Origin of the sequence: Enterococcus mundtii (assembly GCF_002947535.1) — a bacterium.
Taxonomy (GTDB): Bacteria; Bacillota; Bacilli; order Lactobacillales; family Enterococcaceae; genus Enterococcus_B; species Enterococcus_B mundtii_B.
Genome location: NZ_PUAP01000002.1, coordinates 28,248 through 42,825, shown reverse-complemented (window position 1 = coordinate 42,825; position 14,578 = coordinate 28,248). Strand labels below are relative to the sequence as shown.

Annotated in this window: 14 protein-coding genes and 1 riboswitch; of the genes, 9 read left to right on the top strand and 5 right to left on the bottom strand. The window is 38.7% G+C overall.

Features of this window, described 5'->3' with window-relative positions; all coding sequences use genetic code 11:
- Positions 1-168: 168 nt before the first annotated feature.
- From CUS89_RS00210 to CUS89_RS00190, 5 genes are all read left to right on the top strand, one after another.
- Positions 169-1,491 (top strand): APC family permease, encoded by a 1,323-nt coding sequence (locus CUS89_RS00210; RefSeq protein WP_104870570.1) that lies wholly within the window; start codon positions 169-171, stop codon positions 1,489-1,491.
- Positions 1,492-1,627: 136 nt separating this feature from the next.
- Complete coding sequence (locus CUS89_RS00205) at positions 1,628-2,404, top strand: TatD family hydrolase (RefSeq protein WP_104870569.1); 777 nt, start codon at positions 1,628-1,630, stop codon at positions 2,402-2,404.
- Positions 2,397-2,966, top strand: coding sequence for a ribonuclease M5 (gene rnmV / locus CUS89_RS00200; RefSeq protein ID WP_104870568.1), 570 nt, complete (start codon positions 2,397-2,399; stop codon positions 2,964-2,966). Before CUS89_RS00205 ends, rnmV begins: the two co-directional genes overlap by 8 nt.
- Positions 2,959-3,843 carry a 16S rRNA (adenine(1518)-N(6)/adenine(1519)-N(6))-dimethyltransferase RsmA gene (rsmA, locus tag CUS89_RS00195; RefSeq protein WP_104870567.1) on the top strand — a complete coding sequence of 295 codons (885 nt, stop codon included), beginning with the start codon at positions 2,959-2,961 and terminating at the stop codon, positions 3,841-3,843. Before rnmV ends, rsmA begins: the two co-directional genes overlap by 8 nt.
- Positions 3,844-4,093: 250 nt before the next feature.
- The gene (locus tag CUS89_RS00190; protein WP_104870566.1) at positions 4,094-4,720 is read left to right on the top strand and encodes a hypothetical protein; all 627 of its coding nucleotides are present in this window, start codon (positions 4,094-4,096) and stop codon (positions 4,718-4,720) included.
- Positions 4,721-4,802: 82 nt separating this feature from the next.
- Here the strand turns inward: CUS89_RS00190 and CUS89_RS00185 are convergent, their stop codons facing one another.
- On the bottom strand, positions 4,803-5,912 hold the full coding sequence (locus CUS89_RS00185; protein WP_104870565.1) for an ABC transporter ATP-binding protein: 1,110 nt from the start codon (positions 5,910-5,912) through the stop codon (positions 4,803-4,805).
- Positions 5,913-6,325: 413 nt separating this feature from the next.
- Between CUS89_RS00185 and CUS89_RS00180 the strand changes: the two genes are divergently transcribed.
- The 4 genes from CUS89_RS00180 to CUS89_RS00165 all read left to right on the top strand — a co-directional run bounded on the left by CUS89_RS00180 (position 6,326) and on the right by CUS89_RS00165 (position 8,203).
- Positions 6,326-6,559 (top strand): AbrB/MazE/SpoVT family DNA-binding domain-containing protein, encoded by a 234-nt coding sequence (locus CUS89_RS00180; RefSeq protein WP_010736133.1) that lies wholly within the window; start codon positions 6,326-6,328, stop codon positions 6,557-6,559.
- The gene (locus tag CUS89_RS00175; protein WP_010736132.1) at positions 6,560-6,886 is read left to right on the top strand and encodes a type II toxin-antitoxin system PemK/MazF family toxin; all 327 of its coding nucleotides are present in this window, start codon (positions 6,560-6,562) and stop codon (positions 6,884-6,886) included.
- 63 nt (positions 6,887-6,949) lie between these two features.
- Complete coding sequence (gene mgsA / locus CUS89_RS00170; RefSeq protein ID WP_104870564.1) at positions 6,950-7,381, top strand: methylglyoxal synthase; 432 nt, start codon at positions 6,950-6,952, stop codon at positions 7,379-7,381.
- Between the two features lie 154 nt (positions 7,382-7,535).
- A riboswitch (THF riboswitch) is annotated at positions 7,536-7,633 on the top strand.
- A gap of 36 nt (positions 7,634-7,669) precedes the next feature.
- Entirely contained in the window at positions 7,670-8,203 is a 534-nt protein-coding gene (locus CUS89_RS00165) for a folate family ECF transporter S component (RefSeq protein WP_104870563.1), read from the top strand.
- Between the two features lie 76 nt (positions 8,204-8,279).
- Here CUS89_RS00165 and CUS89_RS00160 read toward each other — a convergent pair whose 3' ends face one another.
- From CUS89_RS00160 to CUS89_RS00145, 4 genes are all read right to left on the bottom strand, one after another.
- Positions 8,280-10,055, bottom strand: coding sequence for an ABC transporter ATP-binding protein (locus CUS89_RS00160; RefSeq protein ID WP_104870562.1), 1,776 nt, complete (start codon positions 10,053-10,055; stop codon positions 8,280-8,282).
- Position 10,056: 1 nt separating this feature from the next.
- The gene (locus CUS89_RS00155; RefSeq protein WP_104870561.1) at positions 10,057-11,772 is read right to left on the bottom strand and encodes an ABC transporter ATP-binding protein; all 1,716 of its coding nucleotides are present in this window, start codon (positions 11,770-11,772) and stop codon (positions 10,057-10,059) included.
- A 406-nt stretch (positions 11,773-12,178) separates the two neighbouring features.
- Complete coding sequence (locus CUS89_RS00150; protein ID WP_104870560.1) at positions 12,179-12,820, bottom strand: lytic polysaccharide monooxygenase auxiliary activity family 9 protein; 642 nt, start codon at positions 12,818-12,820, stop codon at positions 12,179-12,181.
- A 628-nt stretch (positions 12,821-13,448) separates the two neighbouring features.
- Positions 13,449-14,390 (bottom strand): helix-turn-helix domain-containing protein, encoded by a 942-nt coding sequence (locus CUS89_RS00145; RefSeq protein WP_104870559.1) that lies wholly within the window; start codon positions 14,388-14,390, stop codon positions 13,449-13,451.
- Positions 14,391-14,578: the final 188 nt, after the last annotated feature.

Genomic DNA, 14,578 nt, shown 5'->3' with positions numbered 1-14,578 from the left:
GGTTACCTCCTTATAATTCAAGTAGGTTTATTTTATAAGAAGTCAGCCGAGAATACATCCGTCTTTAGAGGGATATTTTCAATACAAATTTCTGAAAAGAATGGTAAAATAAAAATTTCTCAGTTATACTGAAAAAAATAAAAAAAGAAATAGGAAATGAGGAAGAGGATGAAAGGGAAATTAAAACGCGAGATCAATTTGTTTGGGGCATTATCCACAGTAATGGGAACTGTGATCGGTGCCGGCGTCTTTTTTAAAACAGCAGCGGTAGTGGCAAGTACACAATCAACAAGTTTGACGTTACTCGCGTGGTTGTTAGGGGGATTCTTAACGATCTGTGCGGGGCTAACAGTCGCTGAATTAGCCACTGCCATTCCTGAAACTGGCGGAGCGGTCAAGTACATTGAAGCAGCTTACGGCAAGTTACCCAGCTTTTTATTGGGTTGGGCACAAAGTTTGATTTATTTTCCAGCGAACATTGCGGCATTATCGATCATCTTTGCGACACAGTTGATCAATCTCTTACAGCTATCATCAAGTTACTTATTAGTGATTGCTATTATTACAGCACTATCTATCACTGGATTGAATCTTTTAGGAACCAAAGTTGGTGCGTACGTTCAATCTATTACATTGGTAGTCAAGTTGATCCCGATTGCAGTGATCATTATTTGGGGGCTTTTGACACCAGGACAAGGTACTGTCCAATTATTTCCAGTGGAAGCTGGGCAAGGCGTTTCGTGGGCAGAAGGACTTAGTGGGGCATTGTTGGCGACGCTTTTCGCTTACGACGGCTGGTTAGGTGTCGGAGCTATGGCTGGAGAAATGAAACGTCCAGAAAAGGATTTACCAAAAGCAATTATTCTAGGTTTAAGTTTTGTGACATTCGTTTATCTATTGATCAACTTCGTCTTTTTAAAAACCTTACCGATCGATCAAATTGCCGGGAACTTGAATGCTTCATCTGATGCGTCAGCGGTCATCTTCGGTGAACTAGGAGGGAAAATCGTTACGATCGGTATCTTGATCTCTGTCTACGGCGCATTGAATGGGTACACATTGACTGGGATTCGTGTCCCATATGCAATGGCATTAGAAAACGAATTACCGTTCAGTAACCAGTTGACAAAGCTTTCAAAAAACTTCACCGTTCCTTATGTACCTGCGTTGTTCCAATTAGCAATCGCTTGTATCATGATGAGTTTAGGGTCGTTTGATTTTCTGACGGATATGTTGATTTTTGTGATGTGGCTATTTAGCTTATTGATTTTTATTGGCGTGTTTATTTTAAGAAAGAAAGCACCAGAGATGCCTCGTCCTTATAAAGTGCCACTCTATCCAGTGATACCGATCATTGCGATTTTAGGTGCCATCTTTATTTTAGGGATGACACTGATCACACAAACGAATTTAGCATTGATCGGGATCTTAGTCACATTGTTAGGTGTACCTGTGTTTTATTACAAAAAAAGACAAACTGAAAGTAACTAACTGATAATGAAAAGACAAGAAGTGAATCAAGTCATTTCTTGTCTTTCTTTGTACGATATCTCATGTTTTTTAGTCTTTGAGACTTCTTTAACGCTTGCTTATATGCTAAAGTAATTAATGAAAAGGAGAGATAAAGATGATATTTGATTCTCATACTCATTTGAACGCGGAACAATTCAATGATGACATTCCTGAAACGATCCAGCGTGCAGAAGAACTAGGTGTGACTAAAATGGCTGTCGTAGGTTTTGATAAACCGACGATCGAAAAGTCCTTGATGCTTAGTCAAGATTATCCAAACATTTATAGCATCATTGGCTGGCATCCTACAGAAGCTGGTAGCTATACGAAAGAAATCGAAAATAAACTGCAAGAACAATTGACTTTACCAAAAGTGGTTGCTTTAGGAGAAATCGGACTGGATTATTATTGGATGGAAGATCCAAAAGAAGTCCAAGACAAAATTTTTAGAAGACAAATAGCCATCGCAAAAGAGATGAACTTACCAATCAGTATCCATACGAGAGATGCCTTGGAAGACACTTATAAGGTTTTAAAAGAAGAGGACATTCGCGATATTGGTGGGATCATGCATAGCTTTAGTGGTGATTATGAATGGGCACAACGTTTCCTTGATTTAGGGATGCACATTTCTTTCAGTGGTGTCGTCACTTTCAAAAAGGCATTAGATGTGCAAGAAGCAGCGACAAACGTTCCATTGGATCGTCTATTAGTGGAAACGGATGCTCCTTATTTAGCGCCAGTGCCATATCGAGGAAAAAGAAATGAACCAGGGTATACTCGTTACACAGTCGAAAAGATCGCTGAGCTTCGTCAATTACCAATGGAAGAAGTAGCGGCACAAACATGGAAAAACGCGCATCATTTATTTGGATTGTCAGAGCATGACTAAATTAAAGATCCAAGAAATCATTGTCGTCGAAGGAAAAGACGATACGAGAAGGCTACAAGAAGTGGTTGAAGCCGACACGATAGAAACGATTGGTTCAGCGATCAATGAAGAAATCTTGATGCAGATCGAACATGCCCAAGAAACTCGTGGGATCATTATTTTTACGGACCCGGATTTTTCAGGTGAGAAGATCCGTAAAACAATCATGGAAGTGGTACCACAAGCAAAACATGCGTTTTTGCCAAGGAACCAAGCTGTACCGAAAAAAAAGGGAAGTTTAGGGGTCGAACATGCGAGTGATGAAGCGATATTAGAAGCGTTGAAAAAAGTCGTTACGCCAGTCGATGATGAGACCCAAGAACCGGAGATCACTAGACAAATGCTTGTTGCGTATGGTTTGATTGCCGGAGCACAAGCAAAAGAAAAGCGTGAGATGCTAGGCGATGAGTTACGTATCGGCTATACGAACGGAAAACAATTGGAAAAACGGTTGAACATGTTCCGAATTACGTTAGCTGAGTTTAAGCAGGCAATGAAAAAAGTGGAGGATCATTATGAGTGAATATCGGGATATTGCAACACCCACTAGAACAAAAGAAATTTTATTGAAGCACGGCTTCTCATTTAAAAAGAGCTTAGGACAAAACTTTTTGACAGAGCCGAATATCCTTCGAAAAATCATTGAAACTGGTCAAATCGATCAACAAACCAATGTCATCGAAGTAGGACCTGGAATCGGGGCATTGACGGAGCAGATCGCGCGTCACGCCAAACAAGTAGTTGCGTTTGAAATCGACGATCGCTTGATTCCTGTCTTGGCAGATACCCTTTCACCTTATCCGAATGTAACAGTTATTCACCAAGATATTTTGAAAACTGATTTAGCAGAGGCGGTCAATACTCAATTCAACGAGCAGTTACCATTGAAAGTGGTGGCTAATCTGCCTTATTATATTACGACACCAATCATGATGCACTTTCTTGAATCAGAGGTAGTGGTTGACGAAATGATCGTGATGATGCAAAAAGAAGTAGCTGATCGTATCTCAGCTAAACCCGGAACAAAAGCATATGGTTCTTTATCGATCGCTGTGCAATATTACATGGAAGCAAGTTTGGCTTTTATTGTGCCAAAAACAGTATTTGTGCCACAACCAAATGTGGATTCAGCAATCTTGAAATTGACAAGACGCGCAACGCCAGCAGTTTCCGTAACGGATGAAAAAGCCTTTTTCCGTTTGACAAAGGCTGCGTTTCAACAGCGTAGAAAAACTTTATGGAATAACTTGCAACATGCCTATGGGAAAGACGAAGAAACAAAAAGTTGGTTAACTGAAAGTCTAACGGAGGCAGGAATCGATCCGAAAAGACGAGGAGAAACACTTTCTTTAGAAGAATTTGCTGCTTTAAGCAATGCTATGGAACATCTGAAAAAATAAAGTGAGGAATAGAAGGCTGAAAAAGTCTTTTAACTCTAAGCATGAAGGCATCACTTGAGAAAACCATTTTAGGTATTCTTCAAGTGATGCCTGACTATTTTAGGAAATAAGGATCAAGGACAAATTCTTCGATTTTAGAGAGGGTGGCATTTCAGACGCCTTGTTTCTTTTTATGTGTCTTGACACTTTAGGAAGTTAGCAGTACAATAGGTCAAAACGAATGTGTCAAGACACGTAAAGGGAGAAAAAAATGAAAACAAATTCTGTAAGAAAATTGACAATTTCCGCTTTGCTGATCGGAATGGGCGTTCTTATTCCAATGATCATGCCTAAGATAGTGATTCCGCCTGCATCATTTACGCTAGCTTCACATGTGCCATTATTTATCGCAATGTTCTTTTCACCGGGTGTCGCTGTTGCAGTAGCGCTAGGTACAACATTTGGCTTTTTCTTGACGACACCTGTGATTATTGCGCTTCGTGCATTGTCTCATTTGGTGTTCGCTCTGATCGGTGCATGGTATTTACAGAAAAAACCAGGGATCGTCTTAAAAGACGGACAATTCACCCTATTGAATTGGCGTTTTCAAGGGTTTAATCTACTGATTGGCGTGATTCACTCGATCATCGAAATGTTAGTGGTGAGTGTGTTCTTTTTCATTGGGAATATGCCGGAAACCTACTATGCAGAAGGCTACTTCTATACGGTATTCATCTTGATGGGGATCGGTGGCTTGATCCATAGTTTGGTGGATTATAATATTGCTTATTTCATTGCCGGAACGTTGAGCAAATTCTTTGATGTACCCGTCTTCACTGCTGCTAAAAAACAGCAAAAGAAAGAGATCATGCAAGGAACGATCAAAAAAGTCGTTTAGCTATTACACAAATAAAGACTGAAAAATCACCAGAAAAAAGACCCAAGATCGAAAGATCCTTGGGTCTTTTGCTTATCGTCAATTAAGGGATCGTGATGACATCTTCTGTGTCTTTATCAAAGAAATGTCCTTTGTTGATATTGAAGGCAAGGTCGATCATTTCTCCTGGCTTATGGAAGTCACGAGCATCAACTTTAGAAATAAATTCAGTTGTTCCAGTGCGAGTATAAAGCATGGTTTCGGCACCAAGTAATTCTGATACAACGACTTCTGAATTGACAACAGTTTCTGGTGAGGCGTCCAAGACAACTTGTTCACTGTGAATATCTTCAGGACGGATACCAAAGACAAGTTCTTTGCCTTCATAACCTTTTTCAACTAATACTTTATTTTTACCTTCAGGGATTCTCAATTTTAGTCCATGACCATCTGAGATAACACCTTGGCTTAATTTTACGTTGAAAAAGTTCATGGCAGGTGAACCAATGAAGCCAGCAACGAACATATTGACCGGTGTGTCATAAACTTCTTTCGGTGAACCGATTTGTTGGATAAATCCATCTTTCATGATGACGATACGGTCTGCCATCGTCATGGCTTCTGTTTGGTCATGGGTAACGTAAATGGTTGTTGTTTCTAAGCGTTGATGCAACTTCGCGATTTCGGCACGCATAGCTACACGTAGTTTGGCATCTAAGTTTGACAACGGCTCATCCATCAAGAAGACTTTTGCATCACGTACGATGGCACGACCTAAAGCGACACGCTGGCGTTGTCCTCCTGAAAGAGCAGCAGGTTTACGTTTTAAGTATTCAGTCAACCCAAGGATCTCCGCAGCATTTTCTACACGTTGTTTGATATCGGCTTTGTCGTATTTACGCAATTTCAAACCAAACGCCATGTTGTCAAATACCGTCATGTGAGGGTATAAGGCATAGTTTTGGAATACCATCGCGATATCACGGTCTTTAGGAGCAACATCATTCATTACTTTGCCGCCGATATTCAATTCCCCTTCAGAAATATCTTCAAGACCAGCGATCATTCGTAGAGTTGTTGATTTCCCACAACCGGAAGGACCAACGAATACGATAAATTCGCGATCTTTGATTGCCAAGTTAAAGTCAGTAACAGAATAGTTTTCTGCATTGTCATATTTCTTGTATACATTTTTCAGAGCCATTTCTACCATCGTACAAACCACGCTTTCTTTTTTCTTATATTTGATGTGTTTAGTATAGTTGAAAGCGCTATCTATAATCAATGTCACAATGAACAAGAATTCGTAGGAACTTTCGTCAATGTGTACAAAATAATTGGAAAGTGCGTGAGATTACTAAATCTGCCACCTATAAAATAGAATAAATGATGTTCATGAAGCAGATCCTTCAATAATGAGAGCAAACTCCAGAAATATGGCAATTTATTTTTTTTGTTTTTACTGCTCAAGTTATCAAAGATTTACCGTGTATTCATTATCTTAGAGCGTATAATACTTTGTAGATATTAAGAGATATAAAAAAGGAGGCAACCAAGAAAAAAAAATTTGATTTTCATGTTAAATTAAGTTAAACTCAATTTAACATAAGCTGGGAGATGATAATAATGGAAACGACTGTTAGAAAGATTGGAAATTCTGTAGGAGCGATTTTTCCCAAAGATATTTCTCCAGAAGTTGGAAAAATATATACGATTATTAAAATAGGTGAAACATATGTATTAAAGCCCAAAAAAGAAGATATCTTTAAGACTCCAGAGGCATGGGCAGGCTTTAGAGATTCAATCACCCAAGAAGATAAAGAGTGGGATGAGATGAACCTTGAGGGGGAGGAACTATAAATGGATTATCCAAAGCAAAAAGATATTGTATGGCTGGATTTTGATCCAGCTAGAGGAAAGGAAATAAAGAAGCGAAGACCAGGTTTGGTAGTAAGTAAGAATAACTTCAACCAATACACTGGTTTTTGTTTGATTTGCCCAATCACATCAACTGAAAGAAAATTTGATACATATATTAAGATCAAAGAACCACAAATCATTTCTGGACAAGTTGTTACACATCAGTTGCGTTCAATTGACTACACCGCTAGAAACATAATAAAAATTGAACAATGTGATATTCTAACATGGGTGGATGTACTAGAAGTCCTTGATATGTTTTTATAGAAATTTGAAAAATATCAAACCACAAAGAAATTTGTTACACTGGTAAAAAAGGAGTGAGGACGGATGAAAATAGCATTGATTGCACATGATCGTAAAAAAGAATTGATGATCAAATTTACAACAGCCTATAAAATCATACTTGAACAACATGAACTATTCGCGACAGGGACAACCGGTCAGCGGATTGCAGAAGCCACAGGATTATCGGTTCATCGGTTTAATTCAGGACCTTTAGGTGGTGACCAACAAATTGGCGCAATGATCTCAGAAGATGAATTGGATCTAGTGATTTTCCTGCGTGATCCTTTAGCAGCTCAACCTCATGAACCTGATGTCACTTCGTTGATCCGCTTGGCTGATGTATATGATATTCCTTTAGCAACAAATATTGGGACAGCAGAAGTTTTGTTACGTGGGCTTGAAGCCGGATTTTTGGAATTTCGACAAGTCATTCATGAAGAAGGAAGTAAGATCCCTTTTCCTAATAAGATCTAAAATTCGGGTTTTATGAGGATAGAGACAGTTGATCAAGGCGAATGTCTGCCATGTTACGAACTTAGGAATCGTTTTCGTTTAGAACATTAGGTTTTTTTATTTACAGGGCTTCCTTTTCTATGCTATAGTTTGTCTGGGATAAGTTCCCACTATTAACAGAGTAGAAAATAAAGCGTTAAGTGCTTAGAGGATGGGATGTTGCCTCTAGGACGAAGGACATTCGTTCGCGGTTTTATTTTCGCATTCGCTGCATGAAACATGTAGCAGCTCTTAAAGGAGATGCTAGAAATGAAGAAAAATCGTTTAGATGCTCGTATGATTACGATCATGGGACTGCTGATCGCATTGATGGTCACGTTGTCTCGCTTAGTTTCATTTGAAACACCATTACTCAAAATCAGTGTAACGTTCATTCCCCAAGTGATCATGGGTATTTTATTTGGCCCATTTTGGACAGGGGTTGGTGCTGTGTTAGCTGATGTGGTGGGTATGGCATTATTTCCTAAATCTGTCTTTTTCATCGGCTTCACGTTGAATGCTTTTATTGAAGGAGCGATTTATGGTTTCTTTTTCTATCGCAAAGAGATCACTTGGAAAAATGCAATTTTAGCCACGCTCAGTGTGACAGTGATCGTTAGCTTGATTCTGACACCATTATGGTTGGTCATCATGTATCAAGTACCGATGAACTGGGTATTCTGGGGACCACGTTTATTAAAAGCCATTATCTGGTTGCCGATCCAATCGACGATGATCTACGTGATTGGGCGCGCCATGCCATATAAAAGAATTTTGCGGAGTTTAACGACGCATACAAAATAAAAACAAGCAGTCTTCCCATCCCAGAAGACTGCTTGTTTTTTGCATAGATCAGAAAAATCATCTGATTCGATGTTCACTATTTTTCAACCGATCCAGTAAATTGCGCTTGATAAAGTTGACGATAGCTGCCATCTTCAATTTTCAATAATTCATCATGTGTTCCCATCTCAACAATTGCCCCTTGATCCATCACGAGGATCTGATCGGCATTTTTGATTGTGGACAAGCGGTGGGCAATCACAAAACTAGTTTTTCCTTCCATCATTTTTAGGAAGGCATTTTGGATTTTCTTTTCTGTCAATGTATCAACTGAACTTGTTGCTTCATCAAGTATCAACATAGGGGGATTACTGATCATCGTACGAGCGATCGTCAGTAATTGACGTTGTCCATCGGAGATTTTCAATCCCTGTCCACCAATGCGTGTATCCAGTTTCTCTGGCAAGCGTTGGACAAATTCATACATATAGGCTGATTTTAGAGCGTCATTGATTTCTTCATCGCTGGCGTCTGGCTTTCCGTAACGTAAATTTTCTCGTAACGTACTGTCGAATAACCACGTATCTTGTAAAACCATGCCGAAGCTCTTACGTAAGGAATCACGAGCGATTTGGGTAATATCATAATCGTCGATCGTGATCGTCCCAGAATTGACATCATAAAAACGCATCAATAAATTCACTAATGTGGATTTACCAGCCCCCGTTTTACCAACGATTGCTACTGTTTGACCAGGTTTAGCAACAAAGCTGAAGTTCTCGATCAACCGTTGTTGTGGTTCGTAAGAGAAAGAAACATGTTTGAAAGCGACCTCGCCTTTGATCGTTTTAGGATCAAGTTCATATGCAAAAGGTTCATCTGGTGTTTCTTCCGGTTGGTCGATCAACTCAAATGCGCGTTCTAAACCAGAAAATGCTGTTTGGATCTGTGTCGTGATACCTGATAATTCAATAAAAGGTTTTGAAAACTGACTTGAATAGATCGTAAAGCTTGAAATGATCCCGACAGTAATCGTTGAATCACTTCTTAAGGCAAGTAAACCACCAATCAAACCAATGGAGAGATAGGCTAAGTGATCGACAAAACGAGAAGATGGGTTCGTTAATGAAGAAGAGAACTGCGCGCGCTGACCTTTCTCATATAAATCAGCATTCAATGCGCTGAATTGCTGTTGATTGACTTCTTCTTGTTGGAACGCTTTGATGATTTTTTGATTACCGATACGTTCCGTAACGAAACCTGAAATATTCCCGATGATTTTTTGCTGGTTATCAAAATCATTTTGCGAAGCGCGTGCCACTAACCAGCTGACTAAGAAAATGATCGGTGTCGAACAAATGACGACAAGTGTCAATAGTGGACTCAAGCTGAGCATGAAGATCAGTGAGAGAATAATGATCGCTACCCCAGAAAATAATTGATTGAAGGCCGCTGATATCGCAATGGAGATGTTATCCATATCGTTTGTAAAGCGACTGACAATGTTCCCATGGGAATTTTGATCATAGTATCTTAACGGCAAAAGATTCAAACGAGCAAAGGCATCTTTTCGTAGATTAGCAACAGAAAGGTATGCCAAACGATTGCTTAGTACTTGGATCAACCATTGACTGATGACATTCAGTAAAACGATCCCACCGAACATCACAAGTAATTGGACTAACCGAGTAAAGTTGACTTGTCCCACACCAACCATTTGATCGATACTTTGACCGATTTGTAAAGTCATCACGACGGTAGCAACACCATTGATGATTCCCAACAAGACAGCTAACCAAATTTCTCGCGGATGGGCAGTAAGATAAGGAACAAAACGTTTGAGCGTTTGCCAAGATAGTTTTTTTGTTTTCATTTTATTCCTCCTCCTGTGATGCCACGATTTCACGATACTCAGAAGATTGACTAAGCAATGTATCGTGTGTACCCTGTGCCACGATTTTCCCTTGATCCATGACGATGATGTGCTCTGCTTGTTGAATCGAACGGATACGTTGAGAAATAATGATAACTGTTGTGTTAAGGGAAGACTGTAATGCTTGACGCAAGTTTAGATCCGTTTGATAATCAAGGGCACTCAAGGAGTCATCTAAAATCAATAGGGCAGGTTTGGCGATCAATGCACGAGCAATCGTCAACCGTTGTTTTTGTCCTCCGGAAAAGTTTTTCCCATTCTCCATGACTCTTGTGTCTAAACCTTTGGGTAATTGGCGAACAAAATCTTCGGCTTGAGCAATCGCTAAAGCTTCCCAACATTCTGCATCTGTCGCATCAGGTTTACCCCACTGAAGATTTTCGCGGATAGTACCGGTGAATAGGACAGCTGTTTGTGGTACTTGCGAGATCTGACTTCGTAATGTATCTAATGGCCAGTCGCGAACGTCTTGTTCATCAAACAATACAGAGCCTTCACTCACATCATAAAAACGTGGGATCAATTGTGTCAATGTCGTCTTACCACTTCCGGTCGGACCAATGATCCCTAAGACAGTTTGGCGTTTTAACGTGAAATTGATTCCTTGTAATGACAGTCCAGATTCTGGCGTATAACGGAAATCGACATCTTTAAATTGTAAGATCGCCTCAGAATCCATATTTGGTTCACGAGGAGTCTCAGCATCTGTAATAGTATTTTCAGTATCTAAGACTTCTTTGACCCGCTGAGCAGAAGCTTCTGCACGAGTGAAAATCACGACAAGATTGGAAACGACGATCAAGGCTAATAACATTTGGTTCATGTAATTGATCAATGCTAAGACTTGTCCTTGTTGTAAAGAACCGATGTTTACCTTGACCCCGCCGACAGTCAATAGACAAATGATCCCGACATTCATGATCAATGTTGTTGCCGGAGAGAGCAAAGCAGAGATATTGGAAACACGTAAATAATTTTTTGCCAAGACATCCGTGTTTTCATCAAATGTTTCGATCTCTTTATTGGTACGAGAAAATGCCCGAATGACACGAACCCCGCTTAAGTTTTGGCTAACAGTCTCATTTAGACCATCTAACTTTTCTTGGACTTTTTGATAGAGGGGGATCGTCTTACGGATAATAAAGTATAAAATGACTGAAAAAATAGGTAATAAAGCTAAGAAGAATAGTCCGACTTGCCAGTCGATCACAAAAGCCATGACTACTGATCCAATACTTAAAAAGGGTGCACGGATCAATAAACGGATGACCATTGCGAGTGCCAGTTGTAGCTGATTGATATCATTGGTCATGCGCGTGATCAATGTATCCGTCCCAAAATGATTTAATTCACTATGGGAGAAAGAGTTGATTTTTTTGATGAGTTGATTTCTAAGCTCTGTTCCAAACCCTTGAGAGGCAATGGATGAATAATATTGACAAATAATGGCACAGATCAATCCGATCACCGACATAGCGATCATCCAGATACCCATGTTGATGATCACTTCACGATTGTTCATTTTTAGCCCATTATCGATCAGCGAAGCCATCAGTAAAGGTAAAATCAATTCAAAGACTGCTTCTAAAAATTTAAATACAGGACCTAGGATGATTTGTTTTCGATAGTCTTTCGCATAGCGCAATAACTGAATCATAAAAATTTCCTCCTAAAAACAAGTTACCCAATATTGTTCGAACGTCTATCGGCAAAAAACAACCGATTTATGATAAATAGATATCCTTAAAGCAACAAAAATACCTTGCAACGAGAAATCTAACGATGATATAACTAGGTACTCTCATATTGTAGCTTATGAAATTTAGAATGAAAAGAGAACAAGCCTTTTCATAATCCACACATTTTAGTAAAACTTAAGAAATCACACCATAACGCTTAGCGTATTGTCGCCCTTGCAACTCCTATAATTAAATAAACCATAGAAAAAAATAACTACAAAAAAGCACCATCTACAAAAAATTGACGAACAATTCTCGTAGATGGTGACTTATTTTCCGTGGTTAAAGATTCCTGCCTCGGTCTCTTTCCGTCATTAATAATTTTTATTTTTGCAAGTCAGCTAAAACTGTTTCACCTTTGACATCGACGTCAATGACATTATAGAAACCATTTTTAGTATCAGCAACATCCCAAATAGCTAAGATCACATGATAGCCTAAACGGTCATTAGGAATGTTGATCGAATGTGTTGGATTAGTAGAAGCTAGTTGTCCATCATTACCTACTTCACCAATGAATTCCAAGTCGTCTCTTGTCAACGCATCATTTTGATCCCAACCTGCTTTTGTCATGTAGTAATGCCATTTCGTTGTTGCATGGTTGGCAGTGAATGTCCAAGTAAAATCATTTGCACCAGCTGTCAGTTGTTGTTTTGTCCACAATGAGGCTGTTTGTTGATCCAATAAGAAATCACCTACCGCACCATTTGCAGAAGCGATTTGCCCATCTTCAGGTCCAGCAGCTGGGAATCCTTTTGGTGCTTCAAGAGATTGTGGCTCATTGATAACAGCTCCGTATTTTTTGAATGCAGCATTCCAGTTTGTATTTTTGTCGAGGCTTCCTTGGTATCCACGACTTGCTGGTTCAGAAACATAACCGTGCGCAGCAACATCGACAGAAGTAAGCGTGCTTGCTCCGATACCTGCTAAAATGAATCCTAAACCAATTAACGTACTTTTTTTCATGATGATTCCTCCAATAATTTTTCTTTATGTAACTAACGATTGTTATCATAACTGACATATTATTAATGTGAAAATTATGTATGTTATTGCAACAAAAAAAATTCGTTCATCGCGAGTGTTATTAGAAATTATACTAGTTAGTCATTTTTTAGGTGAAACGTAAATGTTCGCTGGAGAAAGAACTGCCACTGAAGGAGTCGCGTTTGCACAGTATAGAGTATAGAAGGTGGAGACACGGAGACAAAACAAGTAACAAAAGAATTTATTGAGAGGAAATGTAGAGAACGAATCAGAAAATCAAGGAAGCAACGTTATGCTCCTACACAGGCAATAGACTGGTGTGCCGTGTGGGTGGCCCATGTGACTGGGTAGGATTTGTTGACTTTAGTAATCGGTACCCTGAAAGGAATACACGAAGACGAATTTATTTAATGCGTTGCATTTCTGATAGTTCTTTGATCGATAATCGTCTGACTACGAAATGTGCAATGAACTGTTTAGAAACTCTCGTATCAAGTACGCCATTCCAGTGGAACCTATCGAATCAATCGAGAATAAATAGAGAATAAATAGAGAGACTTAAAAACCGTGTATCTTCTCATTGGGAGTGAGGAGATACACGGTTATTTTAGGCAGTATTCACTTGGCGTTGTGAAGAGATATGATCACACGGACCTTTGACAACAACTTTTGTGTGATGGTCATTGTGCGTAAAATCACATGCTTCTGCGCAAAATTTTTCTTTCAGATTGTTCATGTAGTCTTTACTTGTAGAAAGATCTAACCATTCAAAAAAGGCAATACCCGTTTCTACTTCTTTTAAAGCTGATTTTTGTCCATCTGCTAGTTTATCTAAAGCAGTAAACACTTTGTAATGCGCAAGGTCGAGTGTTTGCTTATGGGTCGTAGCGATTTTTTTCAATTGCGCTAGAAATAATTTGCGTAAAGTGGTTGATTCACGGTTAAAAGAAAGACGTACACCGTTTAAAATAAAATTAGAAAGAAGTTCAGAATAATAGGTATTATCTATGTAGGCTTTCATTTTTGTGATACTGTTTTGGAACAAGTAGGCAATATATTCATCATCAAAAATAAATAAACAATTTGAAAAAATAGTCAATTCAAAGTGGCCCCAAGTATCGATCTTTTCAAGATACTTTTTAATGACACTGATCTCTTCTTTCATTGATGCGGTAAAAGAAGTACTATATAGATAATTTGAAATCAATTTTCTTTGGGCATAGATCAAACGATAATAGATGTTTCCTGTTTTTTCAAATTCATTAAGCAATTCTTGTTCTTGAGCAGACGTAATGTTTTTTGAAGTAATCAAGTAATTCGTTAATTTTTGTTTATTTGACAATGAATTACTATTCAATAAAAATTGATATTCTTCAAGCGTGATATTCATCCGATCAAGATAATTTACTAATAGTTCAAAACCAATTTTTGTTCCGCGTGATTCGAAAGCTGCTAAGGTTCCTCTTTGTGAGATACCTGAAGTTAGTTGTTCTTGTGTCAATCCGCGATCTTTTCTTAATTTTCGAATTAGAGCAGCATGTTCTGTCATGTTCATTTCCTCCAGAAGCTGTTTTTTGTACATGGCTATAGTAGCATAATGTAGTTATGTGGATGTTATGTTTTCATATATGCGTCCTTTTGATAAAAAAGTGCGATTTTTTTTTCTCTGAAATTATTTTGTTGCAATACCAAACAAAAAAAAATCTATAGAATAAGATATGTTTTAATCTGTTCTGT